Source organism: Afifella aestuarii (genome assembly GCF_004023665.1).
GTDB classification, from domain to species: domain Bacteria; phylum Pseudomonadota; class Alphaproteobacteria; order Rhizobiales; family Afifellaceae; genus Afifella; species Afifella aestuarii.
The window spans coordinates 453,936-475,893 of the sequence record NZ_SAUF01000002.1 but is presented as its reverse complement, the minus strand read 5'-3'; the positions used below and the strand labels follow the sequence as shown (position 1 = coordinate 475,893).

At 65.1% G+C, this 21,958-nt stretch carries 20 protein-coding genes and 1 riboswitch; of the genes, 11 read left to right on the top strand and 9 right to left on the bottom strand.

The window, feature by feature from the left end; translation table 11 throughout:
- Positions 1 to 4: 4 nt before the first annotated feature.
- Entirely contained in the window at positions 5 to 1,186 is a 1,182-nt protein-coding gene (locus EO094_RS10635) for an ROK family transcriptional regulator (protein ID WP_128292277.1), read from the bottom strand.
- A gap of 219 nt (positions 1,187 to 1,405) precedes the next feature.
- Between EO094_RS10635 and EO094_RS10630 the strand changes: the two genes are divergently transcribed.
- The 5 genes from EO094_RS10630 to EO094_RS10610 all read left to right on the top strand — a co-directional run bounded on the left by EO094_RS10630 (position 1,406) and on the right by EO094_RS10610 (position 7,277).
- A complete protein-coding gene (locus EO094_RS10630) occupies positions 1,406 to 2,905 on the top strand; it encodes a sugar ABC transporter ATP-binding protein (protein ID WP_128292276.1) in 1,500 nt (499 codons plus the stop codon).
- Entirely contained in the window at positions 2,874 to 3,902 is a 1,029-nt protein-coding gene (locus EO094_RS10625; protein ID WP_128292275.1) for an ABC transporter permease, read from the top strand. The genes EO094_RS10630 and EO094_RS10625 overlap by 32 nt, the downstream gene beginning before the upstream one ends.
- 84 nt (positions 3,903 to 3,986) lie before the next feature.
- Positions 3,987 to 4,973, top strand: a complete 987-nt coding sequence (locus tag EO094_RS10620) for a substrate-binding domain-containing protein (RefSeq protein ID WP_128292274.1) — start codon at positions 3,987 to 3,989, stop codon at positions 4,971 to 4,973.
- Between the two features lie 107 nt (positions 4,974 to 5,080).
- A complete protein-coding gene (locus EO094_RS10615; protein ID WP_128292273.1) occupies positions 5,081 to 6,133 on the top strand; it encodes a sugar phosphate isomerase/epimerase family protein in 1,053 nt (350 codons plus the stop codon).
- Between the two features lie 10 nt (positions 6,134 to 6,143).
- A complete protein-coding gene (locus EO094_RS10610; protein ID WP_128292272.1) occupies positions 6,144 to 7,277 on the top strand; it encodes a Gfo/Idh/MocA family protein in 1,134 nt (377 codons plus the stop codon).
- Positions 7,278 to 7,311: 34 nt separating this feature from the next.
- Here EO094_RS10610 and nikE read toward each other — a convergent pair whose 3' ends face one another.
- The 7 genes from nikE to EO094_RS10575 form a co-directional block, all read right to left on the bottom strand.
- Positions 7,312 to 8,112 (bottom strand): nickel import ATP-binding protein NikE, encoded by an 801-nt coding sequence (nikE, locus tag EO094_RS10605; protein WP_128292271.1) that lies wholly within the window; start codon positions 8,110 to 8,112, stop codon positions 7,312 to 7,314.
- Entirely contained in the window at positions 8,109 to 8,894 is a 786-nt protein-coding gene (gene nikD, locus EO094_RS10600) for a nickel import ATP-binding protein NikD (RefSeq protein WP_128293287.1), read from the bottom strand. Before nikD ends, nikE begins: the two co-directional genes overlap by 4 nt.
- Positions 8,891 to 9,748, bottom strand: a complete 858-nt coding sequence (gene nikC / locus EO094_RS10595; protein WP_246008521.1) for a nickel ABC transporter permease subunit NikC — start codon at positions 9,746 to 9,748, stop codon at positions 8,891 to 8,893. Before nikC ends, nikD begins: the two co-directional genes overlap by 4 nt.
- A gap of 5 nt (positions 9,749 to 9,753) precedes the next feature.
- Complete coding sequence (gene nikB, locus EO094_RS10590; protein WP_128292269.1) at positions 9,754 to 10,698, bottom strand: nickel ABC transporter permease subunit NikB; 945 nt, start codon at positions 10,696 to 10,698, stop codon at positions 9,754 to 9,756.
- Between the two features lie 5 nt (positions 10,699 to 10,703).
- Complete coding sequence (nikA, locus tag EO094_RS10585) at positions 10,704 to 12,284, bottom strand: nickel ABC transporter substrate-binding protein (RefSeq protein WP_128292268.1); 1,581 nt, start codon at positions 12,282 to 12,284, stop codon at positions 10,704 to 10,706.
- A 216-nt stretch (positions 12,285 to 12,500) separates the two neighbouring features.
- Entirely contained in the window at positions 12,501 to 13,004 is a 504-nt protein-coding gene (gene nikR / locus EO094_RS10580; RefSeq protein ID WP_128292267.1) for a nickel-responsive transcriptional regulator NikR, read from the bottom strand.
- Positions 13,005 to 13,338: 334 nt separating this feature from the next.
- Positions 13,339 to 14,133, bottom strand: coding sequence for an acyl-CoA thioesterase (locus EO094_RS10575; protein ID WP_128292266.1), 795 nt, complete (start codon positions 14,131 to 14,133; stop codon positions 13,339 to 13,341).
- 451 nt (positions 14,134 to 14,584) lie between these two features.
- Positions 14,585 to 14,783: riboswitch (cobalamin riboswitch) on the top strand.
- A 116-nt stretch (positions 14,784 to 14,899) separates the two neighbouring features.
- Here EO094_RS10575 and EO094_RS10570 point away from each other — a divergent pair.
- The 6 genes from EO094_RS10570 to EO094_RS10545 all read left to right on the top strand — a co-directional run bounded on the left by EO094_RS10570 (position 14,900) and on the right by EO094_RS10545 (position 21,288).
- Complete coding sequence (locus tag EO094_RS10570; protein WP_128292265.1) at positions 14,900 to 16,861, top strand: TonB-dependent receptor plug domain-containing protein; 1,962 nt, start codon at positions 14,900 to 14,902, stop codon at positions 16,859 to 16,861.
- Positions 16,861 to 17,706 (top strand): ABC transporter substrate-binding protein, encoded by an 846-nt coding sequence (locus EO094_RS10565; protein WP_128292264.1) that lies wholly within the window; start codon positions 16,861 to 16,863, stop codon positions 17,704 to 17,706. Before EO094_RS10570 ends, EO094_RS10565 begins: the two co-directional genes overlap by 1 nt.
- The gene (locus EO094_RS10560; protein WP_128292263.1) at positions 17,703 to 18,728 is read left to right on the top strand and encodes a FecCD family ABC transporter permease; all 1,026 of its coding nucleotides are present in this window, start codon (positions 17,703 to 17,705) and stop codon (positions 18,726 to 18,728) included. The genes EO094_RS10565 and EO094_RS10560 overlap by 4 nt, the downstream gene beginning before the upstream one ends.
- Positions 18,725 to 19,612, top strand: coding sequence for an ABC transporter ATP-binding protein (locus EO094_RS10555; RefSeq protein WP_128292262.1), 888 nt, complete (start codon positions 18,725 to 18,727; stop codon positions 19,610 to 19,612). The genes EO094_RS10560 and EO094_RS10555 overlap by 4 nt, the downstream gene beginning before the upstream one ends.
- A 39-nt stretch (positions 19,613 to 19,651) precedes the next feature.
- Positions 19,652 to 20,557 (top strand): DUF1289 domain-containing protein, encoded by a 906-nt coding sequence (locus tag EO094_RS10550; RefSeq protein ID WP_128292261.1) that lies wholly within the window; start codon positions 19,652 to 19,654, stop codon positions 20,555 to 20,557.
- A gap of 230 nt (positions 20,558 to 20,787) precedes the next feature.
- On the top strand, positions 20,788 to 21,288 hold the full coding sequence (locus EO094_RS10545) for a DUF4405 domain-containing protein (protein WP_128292260.1): 501 nt from the start codon (positions 20,788 to 20,790) through the stop codon (positions 21,286 to 21,288).
- Positions 21,289 to 21,374: 86 nt separating this feature from the next.
- Here EO094_RS10545 and EO094_RS10540 read toward each other — a convergent pair whose 3' ends face one another.
- Positions 21,375 to 21,875: a hypothetical protein gene (locus EO094_RS10540; RefSeq protein ID WP_128292259.1), complete on the bottom strand. Its 501-nt coding sequence runs from the start codon at positions 21,873 to 21,875 to the stop codon at positions 21,375 to 21,377.
- Positions 21,876 to 21,958 lie beyond the last annotated feature (83 nt).

Here is a 21,958-nt window from a genome sequence, read left to right as displayed (position 1 = left end):
CGCGTCAGATCGCCTCCAAAAATCCGAGGACGCCGGCTCCGACGATGCCGGCATCATCGGGATGCGGGATCGGCCGGATGGCGAGATGGCGCGTCGAGAGGGCCAGCGAGCGCTGATAGACGCTCTGGCGGATCGAGGCGAGGAAGGCCGGGCCGATGGCGGCGACGCCCCCGCAGATGAAGACATGGCTCGGATTGAAGAAATTGACGAGGGTGGCGAGCATCCGCCCGACATCGGCGCCGGCACCGCGGATGATGGCATTGGCCGCCGGATCGCCCTCGCGGCTCGCGAGACCGACATCCTCCGGGTTCAAGGCGCCATGCGCCTGCAACAACTCCAGGAGACGCGGGCTTTCGCCTGAGCGGGCGGCCGCCGCGCCGGCTCGGGCGATCGCCGGGGCCGCCGCCATCGCCTCCACACAGCCGACATTGCCGCAATGGCAGACGGGGCCGTGCGGATCGATGCAGATATGGCCGACATCGCCTGCCGCGCCGTCGACGCCGCGATAGACCTGGCCGCGGCAAATGATGCCGCAGCCGATCCCGGTCGCGACCTTGACCACGAGGAAATCGTCGGCGCTGCGCGACAGATGCCACAGCGTGCCGAGAGCGAGAATGTTGACGTCGTTGTCGACGAAGATCGGCACGTCGAAATCGGCCGCCAGCGCCTGACGCGGCGAAAAACCCTCCCAGAGCGGCATCAAGGGCGGGGTGGCGAGACGGGCGCTCTCGAAATCGACCGGCCCCGGCACGCCGATGCCGATCATGCGGATGCACTCGCGCTCCTGGCCCATCTGCCGCAAGAGCAGATCGAGCACATCGCGCAGGCGGGCAAACAACGGCTCCGGCTCGCCGCGCACGGAGATCGGTTCGCAGTGCCGGGCCATGATGCTCATGTCCGGCGACAGAAGGGCGACGTCCATATGGGTGGCGCGGATGTCGACGCCGGCGATCAGACCGTCGCGCAGCGTGACGCGCAGACCTTCCGCGCGGCGCCCGCCGGAGGAGGGTTGCGGCCCAATCTCCGTGATCAGCCCGGCGCCGATCAGATCGGTGATCGCCGCATTGATCTTGCTCTTGGAGAAATCGAGCCGGCCGGCCAGATCGCTGCGGGCACTGGTGCGCGCCCAGAAAACCTCGAGCAAGAGCCGGCGCTCGGTCGGCGACAATTGCGAAAAGCCGCGCATGTTTGACCTCATTGAACGCGCTTTGACCGTAAATAGACCGAACTTGACCATTGCTCAATCAAATTGCTGAGCGTAATTTTCGCTGCAATGAGGAAGGCCCCTGGATGTCGACGGCATCCGGAAGCGAGTTTTCCCGAAAATAAAAAAGGGCGTCGAGACAGGGCTCGGCGAGACGATCCGGCCCGCTCCCGCCCCTCAGGCGAAGGGAGGAAGGCCGTTATGGGCCTCGCCGTCGAGTTTCACGGGATCGCCAAGGATTTCGGCTCCGTGCGCGTGCTCCACGACGTCAGCTTCCGGCTGGAGGCGGGGCGCGTCTATGGCCTCATCGGCGAAAACGGCGCCGGCAAATCCACCTTGATGAAGATCCTCGCGGGCTACCACGAGCCGAGCGCCGGGACCGTCGTGATCGACGGCGAACCCGTCTCGTTTGCAAGTTCCCGCGAGGCGGAAGAGCGGGGCATCGTCATGGTGCACCAGGAGCTCAACCTCGCCGATGCGCTCACCGTCGTGCAGAACATGTTTCTCGGCCACGAGATCCGCAAAGGCTTCCTCCTCGACGAGAAGACGATGGCACGCCAGGCCGAGGCGGCGCTCGAAAGCGTCGGGGCGCACAGCCATCCCGACGACCGGGTCGGCGATCTGATCGTGGCGGAAAAGCAGCTCGTGGAGATCGCCAAGGCGCAGGTGCGCCACACGCGCGTCCTCATCCTCGACGAGCCGACGGCGAGCCTCACGCCCAACGAATGCGAGCATCTCTTCAGCCTCATCGCCCAGCTGCGCGAAGAGGGCATCATCGTCCTCTACATCTCCCACAAGCTCGACGAGGTGGAGCGCGTCACCGACGAGGTGATCGTCATGCGCGACGGGCATTTCATCTCACAGGCCAAGACCGCCGAGACCTCGCGCGCCCGCATGGCGGCGCTGATGGTGGGGCGCGAGCTTGCCGACATGTATCCGCCCAAACGTCCCGTCGCCTCGGCCGGCGAACCGCTCCTGCGCGTTGAAGATCTTTCCGTCCCGGGCTGGGCGCAGAACGTCTCTTTCTCCCTGATGCCGGGCGAAATCCTGGGTTTTGCCGGCCTCGTCGGCGCCGGCCGCACCGAGCTTTTCGAAGGTCTCCTCGGCCTTCGCCCCCGCTCCTCGGGGCGCATCTTCATGGGCGGCAAGGAGGTGCGCATGGGCGATCCGCGCGCCGCCGCGCGCCTCGGGCTCACCTATCTCTCCGAGGATCGCAAAGGGAAGGGTTTGCATGTCGGACGCGTCCTGTCCGACAATCTCACTCTCCTCGATCTCAAGACCTACACCCATCCCTTCCTCTCCCCCCGGGAGGAACGGGCAGCCCTCGACCGCGCCGTCGACGAATTCGGCATCCGCGTCGGCGACCGGGAATGCCTTGCCTCGTCTTTATCGGGCGGCAACCAGCAGAAACTCGCGATCGCCAAATATCTCGCCCCGGAGCCGCAGATCTTCGTGCTCGACGAGCCGACCCGGGGTGTCGATGTCGGCGCCAAGCGGGACATCTATTTTCTCATCGACCGCCTCGCCGCCGAAGGGCGGGGCATCATCGTCATATCATCGGAATTGGTGGAGCTGATCGGTCTCTGTCACCGCGTCATCGTCATGCGCGACGGGCGCGTGACGGCCGAAGTGCCCGCAGACCGCCTCAGCGAAGAGGAGCTACTCAGCCATGCCATCGGCACAAGAACCGCAGCCGAATGAGGCTGAGGGCCAGAGCGCCCGCGCCTCGGCGCGCCGCCGGCTCGGAAAATTCGATTTAAGCAGCCAGGGTCCGATCCTCGGCCTCATCCTGCTCGCCATCGTCGGCACCGCGCTCAATTCCGATTTCGCCAGTCTCGCCAACTGGATGAACGTGCTGACGCGGACCTCTTTCATCGGCATCATCGCCGTCGGCATGACCTTCGTCATCATCTCCGGCGGCATCGATCTCTCGGTCGGCTCCATGGTGGCGCTGATCGCCGGCAGCATCATCCTGGTGATGAACAGCCTCGCCATGCATATCGATGCACCGGTCCTGGTGGTCATCGTCGGGATGGCGGTTTCGCTCCTCATGGGTGCCGCCTTCGGCACCATGCACGGCCTCCTCATCACCAAGGGGCGGATCGAACCCTTCATCGTCACGCTCGGCACGCTCGGCACGTTTCGCGCCGTCCTCACCTGGCTTGCCGATGGCGGCGCCATCACCCTCGATTTCGGTCTCTCGCAGACCTATGGCCCGGTCTATTACGGCACGGTTCTGGGCATCCCGATCCCGGTCTGGGTGTTCCTCGGCGTCGCCATCATCGGCACCGTGCTTTTGCGGCGCACCGCCTTCGGCCGCTATGTGCAGGCGATCGGCTCCAACGAGCAGGTGGCGCGCTATGCGGCGGTCGACGTCGATCGCGTCAAAATCCTCACCTACGCGTTTCTCGGTCTCTGCGTCGGCATCGCCACCCTCCTCTACGTGCCGCGACTCGGCTCCGCCTCCCCCACGACCGGGCTCTTGTGGGAGCTCGAAGCGATCGCCGCGGTGATCGTCGGCGGCACCTCCTTCAAGGGCGGGTCCGGCCGCGTCACCGGCACCGTGATCGGCGCCATCCTTCTTTCCGTCATCGGCAATATCCTCAACCTGACGAGCATCATCAGCGTTCACCTCAACGCAGCCGTGCAGGGTATCGTGATCATTTCCGTGGCGTTTTTGCAAAGGCGGCGGCCCTGATACGGGCCGCTCCCCAAGGACAAGACCGCCGGCAAGCGGCATCGACACGAAAGCAACAATTGTTATCGATGGGAGAACTATAGAATGTCCGTCCTTGCGTCTCTAACGCGCCGCTCGGCTCTCGCCCTGGCGCTCGGCACCTCGGCGCTGATCGCCCTGCCCGGCATCTCGGCAGCCCAGGAAAAGGTCAATCTCGGCGTCTCCATTCCCGCCGCGACCCACAGCTTCACCGCCGGCATCGTGTGGTGGGCGAACGAGGCCAAGAAAGACCTCGAATCCGCCCATCCCGACGACCTCCAGATCACCGTCAAGACCTCGAGCGGCGCGCCGGAACAGGCGAACCAGCTTCAGGATCTCGTCACCGTCACCGGCATCAACACCCTCGTCATCTTCCCGTTTGAATCCGCAGCCCTCACCCAGCCTGTCGCCCAGGCGAAGAACAAGGGCGTCTATGTCACCGTGGTCGATCGCGGCCTGACAGATCCGAGCGCGCAGGACGCCTATATGGCCGGCGACAACACGGCCTTCGGCAAGATCCCGGCGGAGTATTTTGCCAAGAAGTATGACGGCAAGGCCAATATCGTGGCGCTGCGCGGCATCCCGACCACGCTCGACAACGAGCGCTGGGAAGCCTTCACCAGCGTCATCGACGAGCATCCCGACATGAAGATCCTCGACGCCCAGTACGGCAACTGGAACCGCGACGACGCCTTCAAGGTCATGCAGGACTTCCTGACCCGCTTCAAAGACATTGATCTCGTCTGGGCGGCCGACGACGACATGGCGATCGGCGTTCTCCAGGCGATCCGTCAGGCGGGCCGCGAAGGCGACATCAAGGAAGTCTTCGGCGGCGCCGGCGCCAAGGGCATGGTCAAGACGATCATGGATGACGACAATCCGCTCATCAAAGCCGACGTCTCCTATTCGCCGAAATTCATCTACGAGGCGATCAAGCGGACGGCCGAGGCGCGCCTCAACGGCGAGGCATTGCCCGAGACGACGATCCTTCCCTCCGAGCTGATCGACAAGTCGAACGCGGAAGACTTCTACTTCCCGGATTCACCGTTCTGATCGTTTGAACGCCGCATCGGGGCGGCCTTGCGACGAGGCCGCCCCACCCTGCCCTTGCCTCCGCTTTCACGGCGGACCGCAACCGACACCAAGACTGGGAGCCCACGATGAAGACCCTGCGAGGACCGGCGATCTTTCTCGCCCAATTCGTCGGCGACAAGCCGCCTTTCGACGACCTTTTCTCGATGGCGCGATGGGCTGCCGATCTCGGCTATCTCGGCCTGCAGCTGCCGACGACGGCGGGCCTCTTCGATCTTGAAAAAGCGGCGACCTCGAAGACCTATGCCGACGAGCTGAAGGGGCGCCTTGCCGAGGAGGGCGTGGAGATCACGGAGCTCTCCACGCATATCCAGGGCCAGCTCATCGCCGTCCATCCGGCCTATGACGAACTCTTCGACGGCTTTGCGCCGGAAGAAGTGCGCGGCAACCCGCAAGCACGCAGGGAATGGGCGGACGAGCAATTGCGCCTGGCCGCAAAGGCCTCCGTCAATCTCGGCCTGACCGCCCACGCCACCTTCTCCGGCGCCCTCGCATGGCCCTTCATCTATCCCTGGCCGCAGCGCCCGGCGGGGCTCATCGACGAGGCTTTTGCCGAACTCGGCCGGCGCTGGAAGCCGATCCTCGACGCCTATGACGAGGCCGGCGTCGATCTCTGCTACGAGCTGCATCCGGGCGAAGATCTCCATGACGGCGCGACCTTCGAGCGCTTCCTCGCCGAAGTCGGCGATCACCCGCGCGCCTCGATCCTCTACGACCCGTCGCATTTCGTGCTGCAGGCGCTCGATTATCTCGATTTCCTCGACATCTATCACGAGCGCGTGCGCGCCTTTCACGTGAAGGATGCCGAGCTTCGCCCGAACGGGCGCTCCGGCGTCTATGGCGGCTATCAGGGCTGGATCGACCGGCCCGGCCGCTTCCGTTCGCTCGGCGACGGCATGGTCGATTTCAAGGCGATCTTCTCCAAGCTCGCCCAGTACGATTTCGACGGCTGGGCGGTTCTGGAATGGGAATGTGCCTTGAAACATCCCGAGGACGGAGCCCGCGAAGGCGCCCCCTTCATCCGCGACCACATCATCCGCGTCACCGAGCACGCCTTCGACGATTTTGCCCAAAGCGGCGCCGACGCGGCCACCAACCGCCGCCTGCTCGGCCTCACATAAGGACGATATTATGAGCCAACCCCGCATCCGTCTCGGCATGGTCGGCGGCGGCCCCACCGCCCTCATCGGGCCGGTCCACCGCATCGCCGCGCGCATGGACGATCGGTTCGAGCTCGTGGCCGGAGCCTTCGACAGCGATCCGGCGCGCGGCCGGGAGTTCGCCGAAACGCTGAGGCTGGCGCCCGAGCGCGCCTACGGCACTTACGAAGAGATGCTCGAAGCCGAAGCGGCGCGCGACGACAAGATCGACGCCGTCGTGATCGTGACGCCGAACTTCCTGCATTTCCCGGTCGCCAAGGCAGCGCTGGAAGCCGGTTTCCACGTCATCTGCGAAAAGCCGATGACGACCACTTTGGAGGAAGCGAGAACGCTCGCCGCGCTCGTAAAGGAGACCGGCAAGAGCTTCGTCCTCACCCACACCTATACCGGCTATCCGATGGTGCGGCAGGCGCGCGAGATGGTGGCGGCGGGCGAAATCGGCACCCTTCGCCGCGTGGAGGTCGAATATCTCCAGGACTGGCTCGCCACTGCCGTCGAAAACACAGGCTCCGAAGGCGCGGTCTGGCGCACCGATCCCGCCAAGGCCGGCCAGGGCGGCGCCATCGGCGATGTCGGCACGCATGCCTACAACCTGGCCGCCTTCGTGGCCGGCGAAGAGCCGACGCATCTCCTTGCCGAGCTTGCCTCCCTCGTTTCCGGCCGCTCCGTCGACGACGATGCGATGATCATGATGCGCTATGCCTCGGGCGCCAAGGGCGCGATCCTGGCCAGCCAGGTCCTGCCCGGCAACGGCAACAATCTCTCGATCCGCATCTATGGCGACAAGGGCGGGCTCGAATGGTGGCAGGAGCGGCCGGAGGAATTGTGGTTCACGCGTCTCGGCGAGCCGCGCCAGCTCCTGCGCCGCAACGGGGCGGGCGCGACCGCGGCCGCGATCGCCGGCAGCCGCGTGCCGGCCGCCCATCCGGAAGGCTATCTGGAGGCTTTCGCCAACATCTACAGCGACGCCGCCGACGCGCTTCGCTCTCCGCCAGGCTCTGAATTCATCCCCAACGCCGATGACGGCGTGCGCGGCCTCGCCTTCGTCGCCGCCTGCCTCGCCTCCGACCGAGACGGCAACGTCTGGACGAAAATCGAAGATTAGGCGTTGAGGCCGGCCCGCTCGATCGGGCCGGCTGTCATTGCGCGGCGGCGCGCCTTTCCGGCAAAGGCGGCAGCACGGCGTCCTTCAGAAGCAGAGACGCCGGATGCGTGAGCGCGGCGAGCGAGCCGGTCGGCACTTCTTCGACGACCCGGCCCTCGTCCATGACGACCACGCGTTCGGCAAATCTCTCCGTCAGCCGCAGATCATGCGTGACGAAGAGATAGGCGATCCCCTCGCTTTCCTGGAGTTTTGCAAGCAGCGCGATCGCCGAGGCCTGAAGATGGACGTCGAGGTCGGAAACGGCCTCGTCGAGGATGATCAGCTTCGGCCGCGGCGCCAGCGCACGCGCGATGCAGACGCGCTGCAACTGCCCGCCGCTCACTTGTGACGGCAGCATGCCGGCGATGGAGGTCGGAAGCTCCACCATCTCCAGCAATTCGCCGATGCGTGCGTCGCGGGCCCGCGCGTCGAGATCCGTCAGATGGCGAAGCGGCTCGGCGATGATGGCGCGCATGTCGAAGCGCGGATCGACGGCACTGACGGAATCCTGAAAGACCATCTGAACGTCGCGGCGAAAGGCGCGCCTTTGCGCCCGCGTGAGATGCCGCAGATCATCGCCGCGGTAGAAGACCTGGCCGCGACCGGGCTGCTCCAGCCCGCACAAGAGACGGGCGAGCGTGCTCTTGCCGCAGCCGCTGCGCCCGAGAAGGCCGACGGTCTCGCCTTCTTCGATCGACAGCGAGACCCCGTCGAGCGCCATGCGCGAGGCACTCGCCCCGACGAGCGAGTAGGTCTGGTAATGCTTTGCGACATTCTCGGCGCGCAGAAGGCTCATTCGGCCAGCTCCATTCCGTAGCGCGCGAGATGCGCCCCGACGAGCATGCGCGTCACGGGATGCTTCGGCCGGTGGAAGATCTCATCGACAGAGGCCGTCTCGACCAGGCGGCCATGGTCGAGAACGGCGACATCGTCGGCAAGCCGGGCGACGACGCCCATATCGTGCGTAACGAGGAGAACGCCGAGATCGTGCTCGCGCACGAGCCCTTCCAGCAGAGCGAGGATGCGCATCTGCACGACCACGTCGAGATCCGTCGTCGGCTCGTCGGCGACGAGAAACGGCGCCTCGCTCAAAAGCGCGATGGCGATCATCATCCGCTGCAGCATCCCGCCGCTCATCTCGAACGGGTATAGGCCGAGAACGGCCTCCGGCTCGTCGAGCCCCACCTCGCGCAAGGCGGCTTCGATCTTTCCCTCCGCATCGCGGCGCGATCGGCCGATCGCCGTCAGCGTCTCCATGACATGCTCGCGCATGGTCTTGACCGGATTGAAGGCGCTGCGCGGGTTCTGCATGATCGTGGCGACCGTTCGCCCCCGCAACCTCTCGGCGGGGCGAACCTCGCCATCGACCAAAATCCGCCCGCCGATCCGTGCGACGCCCGGCGGCAAAACCCCGAGCGCCGCCGAGCAGCTCAGCGACTTTCCGGAACCGCTCGCGCCGACGAGCGCAAGCACACGCCCGCGCGTCATCTCCAAGGAGAGATCGTCGACGAGCAGGTGGAAGTTTTCGGCGCCGGTCGCGATCGTCAGATTTTCGAGCGTGAAATGCTTCGGTGTCAGTGACAATGCTCGGCCCTCAAATGCGGATCGAGACGGTCGCGCAAGACATCGCCCAGAATGTTGAAGGCCATGACGCTGATGAAAAGCGCAAATCCCGGCCAGAAGATCAGCATCGGCGCGGTCCACACGAACTGGCGGGCATCGCTGATCATCACGCCCCATTCGGCGGTGGGTGCCGTCACGCCGAGGCCCAGAAACGACAGGCCCGCGACGTGCAGCATCATGTGGCCGATATCCAAGGTCGCGAGCACGAGGAGCTGCGACAGCGTCGCCGGCAGAAGATGCTCGACGAAGCTGCGCGTGCGGCTCGCCCCGGCGAGGCGCGCGGCCATGAGGAACTCGCGATGGCGCAGCGACAGCACGATGCCGCGGACGATGCGCGCGTACCAGGCCCAATGCGAGAGCGCGATGGCGATGACGACATTGACGAGACCGGTGCCCAGCATGCCGATCATGAACAGCGCCAGGACGAGCGTCGGAAACGTCAGAAAAACGTCGGTGATGCGCATGATCACCTGATCGATGCGGCCGCCGATGAAGCCGGAGGCCCCGCCGATCGTGATGCCGAGGACGAGGATGATGGCAAGCGACACCGCGACCGATCCGAGCGAGACGCGCGTGCCCGCGATCAGCCTGGAAAGAATGTCCCGGCCGAGATGGTCGGTTCCGAGCCAATGGGCCATGTCCGGCGACATCAGCCGGTCGCCCAGCTCCACCTGGTTCGGATCGTAAGGCGAAATCCACGGGCCGAAGACGGCCGCAAAGACAAGCACCACGACGATGGCGAGGGCGAGACGCACCGTTGTCCGTCCGCCCCAGGCGCGCCAGCGCGCGGCCTTCATGGGAAGAGCCATGTCGGTCATTTGACGCCCTCGGAGGACAGCCGGATGCGCGGATCGGCGACGGCATAGACGATGTCGACGATCAGATTGCAGACGACGAAAATCACCACCATCATCAGCGTAAAGCACTGGATGACCGGATAATCCCGGTTGAGGACGGCGGACACGGCATAGCGCCCGACACCCGGCCAGCCGAAAATGCTCTCGATGATCAAGGTGCCGCCGAGCATCTCGCCGATATGCATGCCGATCGCCGTGATGATCGGCAGCCAGGCGTTGCGGAGGATGTGGGAGCGCTCGACCTTTCGCTCAGAAAGCCCCCGCAGCCTTGCGTAGCGCACATGCCTCTGGCCCGCGACTTCCAGCATGCTCGCACGCAGCAAGCGCGCGTTGATCGCGAGCGACATGAAGGAAATGGCGATGGCCGGCATGACGATGTGCGAGACGCCGCCGCGGCCCATGGACGGCAGCCAACCGAGCTCCACCGAAAACAAGAGCACCAGCAGGAAGCCGAGCCAGAAATTCGGCATCGAGACGCCGACGAAGGCGAGAAGCCTCACGGCCTGGTCGGGCCAGCGCTCGCGGTAGCGCGCCGCCCAGACGCCGAGGGGGATCGAGATGACGAGGGTCAGGGCGAGCGCCACGCCGGCAAGCTGAAGCGTCGCCGGCAGGTAGTGCAGAAGGTCCGGCAGAACCGGCCGCTGCGTCGCGAAGGAGACGCCGAAATCGAGGTGCAAGGCGTTGTTCAACCAGTCGAAATACTGAACGAAAATCGGCTGATCGAGACCCAGCATCTGGCGCACGTCTTCGAGCGCCTGGGGCGTCGGCGGCACTTTCGAAAGCCGCAGATAATCCATCGCCGGATCGCTCGGCCCGAGCCTCAAGAGCAGGAAGATGACGAGCGAGGCGCCGAACAGCATCGGGACAAGCAGCAGAACCCGCTTCAGGATGAAACCCGCCATGGAGATCAATTCTCCTGCGGCTTGAGACGATCGAAGGGGATCTCGCTCGACAAGGCGCCGAAAGGCACGTCGCCGACTTCCGGCTTCGCCACGGCAATCGCCGTGACATAGGTCAGGGGCAGATAGACGGCCTCTTCGTGCAGGCGGGTGAAGATGTCGCGATAAAGCTCCTGGCGGGCTTTTTCATCCGTCGAGACGAGGACCTCGCCGATTTCGGCGTCGATCTTCGCCTTATCGGCGAGGCCTTGCTGCGCCTCGTAATCGGCATGCGAGGGGATGCGCATGGAGCTCACGAACGCATGCGGATCGTAGGGCGCGCCCCAGGTCATGTTGAAGATCATCCCGAAGCGGCCGTCGCGCTGGCGCGCATAGATGCTGCTTTCTTCCTCGCCCGTCAGCTTGACGTCGATGCCGACCTTGCGAAGATCGCCCTGGATGATTTCTGCCATGGATTTCGCTACGGCATCCGTTCCCGGAAAGCAGAGCTCGATCGCCAAGGGCTCGCCGTCCTTCTCGCGGATCGCCCTGTCGCTTTCGGCGTGCCAGCCATCCTCTTCGAGCAGCCTTTTCGCCTCTTCCGGATCGAAGAGGTACGGCTTCAGGCCGATATCGGCATAGGGAACGTTGGGAGCGAAGAGCGTGTCGGCGCGGAGCTGCGTATCGTACAGCACCGTGGAGATCATCTTGTCCTTGTCGACGGCGTGATTGATCGCCTTGCGTACGGCGAGGTCGCGCGTCGCGCCGCGATTGGTGTTGAGCGCCAGCATCTTGGTTTCGTAGGGCTCGGAGAGCTCCGTCGTGTAGATGCCCATCTGCCGAAAGCGCTCGAAGGTATCGGGGGTGATCGGCCCATCGACGCCGTAAATCAGATCGATCTCGCCGGTCTCGAAGGCGATCGCCCGCGTGTTCGGATCGGAGATCACCTTCACGACGATTTTCTCGTAAGCCGGTTTTTCACCCCAATAGCTGTCGTTTCGCACGAACACGTCCCGCTCGCCGAGGCGGGTTTCCTGAAGCTTCCAGGGGCCGGTTCCGATAGGCTCGAGAATGCCGTCCTTCGTGCCGCCGTCCTTGAACATGGAAGGTGCGATGAAACGGAAGGGACGCGGCAGCGCGAGCTCCTGCAGCAGCGGGTAATAGCTGTCCTTCAGCGTCAGTTTGAGCGTGTCGCTGTCGACGGCCTCGACGGAAACGATCTGGTTGGCGAGCTCGAGCCAGGCGTGGCGCGATCGATTGGCCAGAATGGCGTCGAAATTGGCCTTGGCCGCCGCCGCATCGAACACCTCTCCGTCGGAGAAGGTCACGCCTTTGCGCAGCTTGAACGTATAGGTCTTGCCGTCGTCCGAAGATTGCCAGGATTGCGCCAGGCACGGCTCCAGCGTGCCGTCGGCGCGGTAGCGCACCAGCGGCTCGTAGACCATGTTCTGCGCGAACATCTGGTTCGGGGAATAAAGATGCGGGTTGAGCCAGCCGACATTGACCGGCCACGAAAAGGTGAGGGTCGCACCGGCTGAGGCCGACGCATGCGGCACGAGTGAAAGGGCTGCGCCCACACAGAACGCGATCACGCGGAGAGTTTTAAACATCGGCCTTGGGGGAGAAAGGACGGAGTATGAACTATTTCAGTACCCTCATACTTCCCCTACGTGTCAACCCCGCCGGCAGGGACCCTGCCCTGCGGGTCCCCGAAAAAAAGCATGGCGTTTCGCAGGGTCAAACGACCGCCCATGCGGCTTCCCCCCTCCGCCGTTTCGATCTCAGTCTTCACGTGGGCGGAATGGTGTTAGCGGCGAAAAGGCCGCTCAATGCTCGTGGTCATCGTGAGACCCGCCGGAATGCGGGGAAGCGTCCCCTCCAGCCGCCAAGGCTCCCGTCAGGGGGCCGCTCAGCCGTCCGATCAGCGGGATGATGTGGAGTTTGCCGTAGCGCACGCCCCGCTGGCTGCTGACACTGTCGGCAAATTTGCGCAAATCCCCCGCAGTGCCGGCGAGAAGCGACACCTCGAGGCAGTTCTGTGCATTGATGTGCACATGCGTCGTGGCGATCGACAGCGCATGATGCGCGTGATGATTGTCCGTAAGCCGGTTCGGCAGGTCGCGGATCGCGTGATCGTACACATAGGTGAGTGAGCCGTAGCAGAGCTGGTCGTTGCCGAGTGGCTCTCCCGATTCGGTCGCCTCGCGCGCCAGAACCTCGCGGGCCATGTCGCGCAACGCCTCGGAGCGGCTTTGATAGCCGCGCTCTTCGCTCAAAGCGTCGATCTCCTTGAGGAGGTCTTCTTCGAGAGTGATGGTGATCCGTTCCATACCGCCCGCCATTGGCGCCGTCTGTCCGACACTATGGCCCAGGAATAGCCGCGACCCGATCGAAAAACGAGCCCGCAACCGTTTGCCGTCAACCGATCGCATTGGGGGCGGATGAAAGGCCTCGCCAAGTGATGCGGACCCGCCGCGCCCCGAAAGGCCCAGGACCGCAGCGCCAGATCTGCGCCCGGATCGCGGGCTGAAGAACGAGAATCCCCCTCGTGGTCGCCTATTGACGGCAGGGTGCGCTCGTGGATCGGGCGCCGTGAAACGACTGAGGCTCGCGCCCGCCTCGCTTCATCCGACCGACGGCCCCCCATTAAATCCCAAAAAGCGCTCAGGCGATCGCAACCGGGCGGTGGGCCTCGTCGACGGCGACCATCACGAACGTCCCCTTGCCGCACAGCCGGCGGTTTTCCGACAGGAGCGCCTCGGCAATCATCGTCACCTCGACGGTCATCGAGGAGCGCCCGGTCGCCACGATCGAGGGGTTGAGCTCGATCATCTCGCCGGCGACGACCTGATCCATGAAATCGACGCGTTGCGAGGCGGCCATGACGACGATTTTTCGGCAATGTCGGGTCGCTGCGACGAACGCGGATTTGCCCATCGCGGCAAGGACGTGGCCGCCATAGAGGCTGCCGTAATGGCTCGTCTGATCGGGAAAGACGATTTCGCAGGAGCCGCTTTCAGACACCGGCATCTCGGGTTCGTCCGACAGGGGTGGCAGCGCGCCGCCATATCGCTCCAGCGTATCAGCAGCCACCATATTGAAGATGCCCCGCGTCGACAGGCGCCGTTCGCCGGACAGCGGCGCCTCGGCGAAGAGATCGACCTCGACGCCGAGCGAACGGCGGCCGACGCGAACGACCTTTCCCGTCAGCTCGACGATTTCCCCGACATGCGCTGGGACGTGAAAATCGATGCGCTCGCAGGACGCGGTGACGAAGTCGACATGCGCGTAACGCGAGGCGACGAGGAAGGCGACCTTGTCCATATGCGCAAGGCCGATGCCGCCGAAGAGCGTGCCATGGTGATTGGCGTCGCCGGGAAAGACGAAGTCGATCAGTCGGGTAAAGCCGTTGGCGGGACGCCCCAACACGTTCTCCGGGCTTTTCTCCGGCGCGTTCATTGCGCGCTCCCCGCCGTTTCAGCACGCAAATGTTCTGCTGCGATGACCATGTCGAGACCTCCCCATCCCAAGCGCTTAAGCTGCCCTGCCTCGCCGGCGCCGCAGAAGGCGCGCAAACCTCGCCCAAGGGGCGCAGGGCCTGAGCACCTTCCCGCCTCAAGCGCACCGCAGCGCACACCGTCAAGGCGGACTTTCTGCCGATCGCTCAGGCGCAACCTCTGAGGCCCAATCTATCCGCCCGACCTATGGGAAGCCCCACGAAACCCGGCGAAGGCCCCGTGTGCGCCCCGCCTCTGCGGCCTTTTGCCCCTCTCCCAGAGCCATCCATTCTCGCAGGAGGCCGCGCCGCTGGGCGCCATCGGCAAGCTTCATCCGCCGCCGCCAAAAGCGAAAGCGACTTCCAATCAAGCCCATGCGCCTGCGATTCATCTTGACGCGACGGTCGCGATCGTGGTCCCGTCCTTTCGACGGTGCCTCTTTGGAGGCTCAAAAGGGAACGCGGTGCGGGCGATGCTCAAATCCGCGACTGTCCCCGCAACTGTGAGCGGTGAATCGCTCGTCACAATGCCACTGGCCCCGAGGGTACCGGGAAGGCGGCGACGCGATCATGACCCGCAAGTCAGGAGACCTGCCGTCAACCGTGGTCACGCGCGGTCACGTCGGTCGGGGTGTGCCGATGGGGTAGACTTCATGCGCACGCGCCCATGAAGCGTCCTCGATCGCGGTGATGTGCCAACCGGCCGTGCGCCGCCCTTGAGGTCGTCCCGTGTTTTTCTCCCGCCCCTCGCGTGAAGGCGTTCCGCCGCAACGCTTCGTCGCCGTTTGTGCCGGCTTTTTCGTCGCCGCCGGCATCTCTCCGGCCGCCGCGCAGGACGATGACGTCATCGAACTCCCCGAACTCTCCGTCACGGCGAACCTGACGGCGACGCCGCTCACGGAGGTCGGCAGCGCCGTGACCGTCATCACCGGCGAGGAGCTGAAACAGCAGAACATCCACGACGCGACGGAAGCACTGCGCCAGGTGCCGGGTGTGATCGTCAACGCGGCCGGCCCACGCGGCCAGTTCACGCAGCTTCGGATCCGCGGCTCTGAAGGCAACCAGACCAAGATCTTCGTCGACGGCATCCCCGTCAACGACCCGGCGCGCGGTTCGGAATTCGATTTCGCGCATCTTCTTGCGGACAACATAGAGCGCATCGAGGTGCTGCGCGGGCCGCAGAGCGCGCTCTACGGCTCCGATGCGATCGGCGGCGTCGTCAACATCATTACCCGGCGCGCCGAACCCGGCACGCATCTGACGGGCCGCCTCGAAGCCGGTTCGCACAAGACGCTGAGCGGCAACGCCACCATTGGCACGGCCGGCGCCAATTACGATTTTCTCGCCGGCGCCTCCGGCGTACGCACCGACGGCGTCTCGGTCGCCGATGAACGCCTCGGCAACAGGGAAGACGACGGCTACGAAAACGGCACCCTCTTCGCCAAGGGCGGCGTCGACGTCACCGACTGGCTGAACCTTTCAGGCGTTGCACGCTACACGCGCCTGCGCACCGATCTCGATTCGGAAGGGTTTCTGCCCTCCGTCGGCCATACCGGCCCGCTCGATTCCAATCAGGACATGAAGGGCGACCAGCTTTTCACCCGCGCCCAGGCGAAGGTGACGCTCCTCGACGGTCATTGGGAACAGCTCGCCGGCATCTCCTATACCGATCAGAACCGCGATTATCGCGATCTCGACCCGACCACGGTGACCAGCACTTACGAAGGCGAGCGGCTGCAGTTCGATTACCGCTCGACCTTCATGTTCGATACGCCCGCCATCGCCAATGCCGGGCATACGCTCACCTTTGGGGTCGAGCGGGGTGAAGACAGCGCCGTCTCCGACAGCGCCTGGTCGTCCTTCGATCGTTCCATCACCTCGACGGGTTTCATCGGCCAGTATCAGCTGAGCCTGTTTGAGGACCTGTCGCTGACGGCGGGCCTCCGCCACGACCTGAACGACGTCTTCGAGGATGCCACCACCTACCGGCTGACCGGCGCCTACAATTTCCGCCAGACCGGCACCAAGCTCCACGCCTCCTACGGCACCGGCGTGAAGAACCCGACGCTCTTCGAACTCTACGGCTACACCAACACCTATCGCGGCAATCCGGATCTCGAGCCGGAAGAGGCGAAGGGTTTCGACGTCGGCGTCACGCAGGCCTTCTGGGCGAACCGCGCCTCGCTCGACGTCACCTATTTCAATCAGGAGATCTCCGACCTCATCACCGGCTCGGGCCAGTCCTCGATCAACCAGCCGGGAGAATCCAAGATCGATGGCGTGGAAGTCGCCCTGACGGTGGAGCCGATCGACAATCTGACGGTGACAGGCTCCTACACCTATACGGACGGCGAGGACCCGACCGGCGACGAATTGATCCGCCGGCCGCAGAACGTCGCCAGTCTCGTCGTCAATTACGCCTTCCTTCAGGGCCGCGCCAACGTCAACGTGTCGGTCGATTACAACGGCGAGCAGAAGGACTGGGTGTGGACCGACGCCCTTTACGTGAACCGCGAGACGCTCACCCTCGATCCCTACACGCTCGTAGATGTCGCCGCCTCCTACGACATCACCGACAACACCCAGATCTACGGGCGCGTGGAGAACCTCCTCGACGAAAAGGCCTATGATCAGTGGGGTTATGACCGGGAAGGCGTCAGCGCCTATGCCGGAGTTCGGCTGACATTCTAATGCCTGGGCCTTGGCTCACGTATTGTCTGGCAGCCGTTGCGGTCCTCGCCGTCGCCGATGCTCCTCCGGCGGCGGCGAGGCCGCAGCACATCGTCTCGATCAATCTGTGTGCCGATCAGCTTCTGATGCGGCTTGCAGATCCCGATCAGATCGCCTCACTCAGCTATTTCTCGCGCGACGCCTCCATGTCGAACCTCGCCGAGGAGGCCCGCGCGTTTCCGCGCAATCGCGGCCTCGCCGAGGAGGTGATGCGCTACAAACCCGACATGGTCTTTGCCGGGCGCTATACGAAGCGCGTCACCGTCGATCTGTTGAAGCGGATCGGCGTCGATGTCGTGGAACTCGACGTGCCGCGCTCGCTTCCCGACATCGAGGCCCAGATCCGCCGCGTCGGCGCCGAGCTCGGCCAGGAGGCGCGGGCGGAGGCGTTGGTGCGGGAGATGGAGGCGCGGCTTGCGACCGAAGAGGTTCCGGCCTCCGAGCGCCCGTCGGCGATCGTCTACGAACCGAACGGCTATACGGTCGGCGCCGGCTCGATCATCAACGTCCTCATCTCGCTCGCCGGCCTTGAAAATCTCGCCGCCGAAAAAGGGCTTGAAAGCTACAGCCGGTTGCCGCTCGAAAAACTCGTGGCCCTGTCGCCCGACGTGCTCGTCGTCGGCGATTATCGTGACGCGCCGGCCGTCGCCAACGAGATCCTGCACCATCCGGTCCTCTCGCGCATGCCGCGGCCGATGGAGATCGTTTCCGTCCCGCAGCGTCTGTGGATGTGCGGAGGACCGGACATCTTCAAGGCGGTCGAGGTCTTGCGCCAGGCGGCCGACAAAGCGAGGGCGCGGCAATGAGTGAGATCGCGCTTCAAGCCACCAGGTCGGCGGCCGGCTACCGCAGGCTCCTCGGCGTCCTGTCGCTCATGCTTCTCGTCGCCTTCGTCCTGTCGCTTGCCATCGGCTACGGCCCCTTCGATTTCGGCGCCGCGCTCAACAGCGCGCTCTCCGGAAAGGACGATCTCGGCGCCCTCGTCCTTATAGAAATCCGGCTGCCGCGGGCCCTTCTCGGGCTCTTCGTCGGCTTCGCGCTCGGTCTTGCCGGCGCCGTGATGCAGGCGTTCTTGCGCAATCCGCTCGCCGAGCCCGGCATCATCGGCATTTCAGGGGCCGCCGCCTTCGGCGCCGTCGTCATCTTCTATTCCGGGCTTTCCGCCGTCTCCTCGCTGCTTCTGCCCATCGGCGGGATCGTGGCGGCCCTTGCCGCCGGCCTTCTCCTCTTCGCCGTCGCCGGGCGGAACGCCAACACGGCGACGCTCATCCTCGCCGGCATTGCGGTCAACAGTCTCGCCGGCGCCCTCGTCTCGCTCGTTCTCAACCTGTCGCCCAATCCCTTCGCGGCCACCGAAATCATGTTCTGGCTGATGGGCTCCTTCGCCGATCGCAGCCTGACGCATGTCGCCATCGCGCTCCCGCCGATCCTCGCCGGCTGCATCGCGCTCTTCTTGACGTCGCGGGCGCTCGATGCCCTGGCGCTCGGCGAGGATACGGCCACGAGCCTCGGCTTCGATCTGCGCATCACGCGGGCCCTCCTCGTCGGCGGGGTGGCCCTCGCCGTCGGCGGCGCCGTCGCCGTCAGCGGCACGATCGGCTTCGTCGGTCTCGTCGTGCCACATCTCTTGCGCCCCTTCGTCGCCTACCGCCCGAGCCTGCTTCTGCCGGCAAGCGCGCTCGGCGGCGCGATCCTGACGCTTTCCGCCGACATCGCCGTGCGTCTCATCCCGACGCAGCCGGAACTGAAACTCGGCGTCGTCACGGCCGTTATCGGAGCACCCTTCCTGTTCTCGCTCGTCTGGCGCATGCGTGGAGACCTCAGATGATCATCTCAGCCTCCGGCATCGGCGTGAAAAGAGGCGAGGCGACGATCCTGCAGAGTGTCGACTTCGTCGCGCGCGCCGGCGAAGTGGTCGGGCTCATCGGCCCGAACGGCGCCGGCAAATCGACCTTGCTCGAGGTCATCGCCGGTCTGCGCAAACCGGAACTCGGTCAGGTCTTCTACGACGGCAAGCCCGCCGCATCCGTGCCGCGACGCAGCCTGGCGCGCCGCCTCGCCTATCTGAAGCAGGATGCCACCGTCGACTGGCCTCTCTCCGTCGAAAAGGTCGTCGCTCTCGGCCGCCTGCCCTATTCCGGCCTCTTCGCCGCGCACGACAAGCACGCCGATGACAGAGCCATCCGCGCCGCAATGGAGACGGCCGGCATCGCCCAGTTCGCGGAGCGCAACGTGCAGACGCTCTCCGGCGGCGAACGCGCCCGGGTTCTCCTCGCCCGCGCGCTCGCCGTCGAGGCGGAGACGCTTCTCGCCGACGAACCCGTCGATGCGCTCGACCCCCTGCATCAGCTCAATGTCATGGAACTCCTGCGCAGGACCCGAGACCGCGGCACCGGCATCGTCGTCGTGCTGCACGACCTCACCCTCGCCTCGCGGTTCTGCGACCGTCTCGTGCTCCTCGATCGCGGCCGGGTCGCGGCCGAAGGCGCGCCGCAGGATGTTCTCACCGACGACATCCTCGCCCAATGCTACGGTGTGCGCGCCTTGACCGGCATCCATGCGGGTGGGCGTTTCATCGTGCCCTGGCAGAAAGCCTCACACCCATCGCATGATTTGAAGACGGACCGCCTCGCCCCGCCCCTGATCGCCAACGGGCACGGCCGTATCGTGCCTCTCAATGGCGCGCAGCAACGGCGGACCCTCGATTCCTGAAGGCCCGTTCCCCCCAGGGCCGTTTGACGAAGGATAAGAATGAACAACCCTCAAGGAACTCCCGACCTTTCACCCAGCGCCTCCTCGCGCCGCCCGGTCAGTCCGTGCACCGGGGTCTGCGAGATCGATTCAGACAGCGGCTTTTGTCGTGGCTGCGCGCGGACGAGCGACGAGATCGCCATCTGGAGCCGCGCGCCCGACGATCTCTTGCGCAAGATCACCGCGGTTCTGCCAGCGCGTCGCGCCGATCTCGGCATCAAGATCGCCCGCCTCGACTGGGACGAGGAGGAGATCGCACGGTTCATGCGCGACACGCTGCGTCCGGGAAAAGGTCGATGGGTCTTCGGCATCGATGGTGCCTTCGGCGAATTCGCGATCGGAGCCGGCGAACAGCCCGAGGTCAAGAACGCCCTCACTGTCGCCACACAGGCGGGCGCGATGCGCCTGCGGCTGCCGGAGAAACTGCGCGCCTTCGCCTTTGAGGAAGGCAAAGCCATCGTGATGGCGCTGCCCCGCGGCAGGCTGCAACCGCCCGCGGGCGTGACGCTCAATGCCGCCGGACCCGACCAGGGCGCCATTCGCGAAGGCGATCGCGACGCGCTCGCTTTCGAGCTCGGTTTCGGCAGCCCCGTCGCCCGCGTCTTCGTCCGCACGAAGGATCAGGCACTGCAAAAGCGGCTTCAGGAGCTGGAAGGAGAGCCGTGGCAGCGGGTCCTCGCCGAGGCCGGCCAAGAAATCCGGGAAGGCTCCGCCGACCGCATCATCCTGATATCGGTCGGCCGCATGGAAGTCTATGCTCGCTCCACCGCATCGACCATGCGCGAGCCGGAAGGCGTCCGCACGGAGCTTCAGGCGGAGGCGATCACAGGCGGGCGGGAGATGCCGGGAGAGATCGAGCTTCCGAAAGCCTATGCGCCCTGCGCCATCTTCTATCCGGCCCGCTAGGCGACACGGTCAGCGCCGATTGTCTCGACGCTGCCATCGCCGGCAATTTGCCGCGCCCCGACTGATCGCTTCCTGACAGTCTCCGCCTGCCTCCGTCAGCTCATCGTAAGGCAGGGGGCGCATCGCTCCTGACAGACGCCCGCGCGGGACACCGCAGCGCGGCGCCGAAGCGAAGACACCCAAACGAGAGACATGGGCCCAAGCCGGCCCGGTCCTGTCAGGAGATTTCAATGCCCTCCCTCATCAACCGTTATGCGACGCCCTTCATCACGGGGCTTTTCATCGTTTCCCTGGTGTCAGGCATCGCCCTCTTCTTCCATGTCGGCCCGAGCGGCTTTCACGGGATGCACGAATGGCTGAGCATGGTGCTCATCCTGCCCTTCGTCCTGCACCTCTGGAAAAACTGGCGGCCGCTGACGAATTACTTCAAGCGCTCGCCCATGGTGATCGCCCTTGCCGTCTCGCTGCTCATTTCTCTGCCCTTCCTCATGCCGACGAGCGGCGAGACGCGCAAAGGCCCTCCGCCCTTCGCCTTTTCGCATCAGATCCTGACGAATTCGGCCGATGCCGTCGCGCCGCTTCTTGGCATGACGGGCGAGGACGTGGCGGCCCGGTTGCGCGCAGCCGGCGTCGAGATCTCAGATCCCAACCAGCCGATTGCCGAGGCGATTTCCAAGAGCGGGGCCAACGAGATGCGGGCGATCGGCGCCCTTCTGACGCCGGCGAGCTGACGCCGCTTTCGCCTCACCCCCCAAACGATGAGGGCCCGACGCGATCTGCGCCGGGCCCTTTTTCAATCCGCCTTCAGTGAAGCGGATCAGATCTTGCCGAAATAGCTGCTCGGCGATGCGCCACCGTTCGGGGCCTGCGGAGCGGACGGCCGGCGGTCGTCCCAGCGCTCGAAACGGCGATCATCGCGGCGGTCGTAGCCCGGCCGCCGGTCGCCGCGGCGGTCATCACGGCGATCGAAGCGGGGCCGCTGGTCATTGTTGCGACCGTTCATGCCCTGCTGAGAATTGCCCGGCCTCGCGCGATCGAAATTGCGGCTGCAGACGCTGCCGTCGCACATGCCATTGCGGGCATCGTTGCGTGGGCGGGCCTGGCCGCCGTGCTTTCCGTGCTTCTGATAGGCGTGGGAGCGATATTGCTGGTTGGAGCGGCCCCAATCGGAACGCGGGCTGCAATCGCCATTGCGGTTGGCCGTCTGCTGCATCGCGACCGGCGAAGCGCCGTCTGGCGATGCAGCCATGCTTGCCGCGGGGACGAACAAGGTGGCGGCCGCAAGCACGCCGGCGAGAAGGGTCTTTCTGGATGTCATTTCTTTCTCCATGACGTTGTTGATGTCATGAAGATCGGCGCGCCGTCTGATCACGCGCTGACGGCGCAGAGAAAATGCCGTCA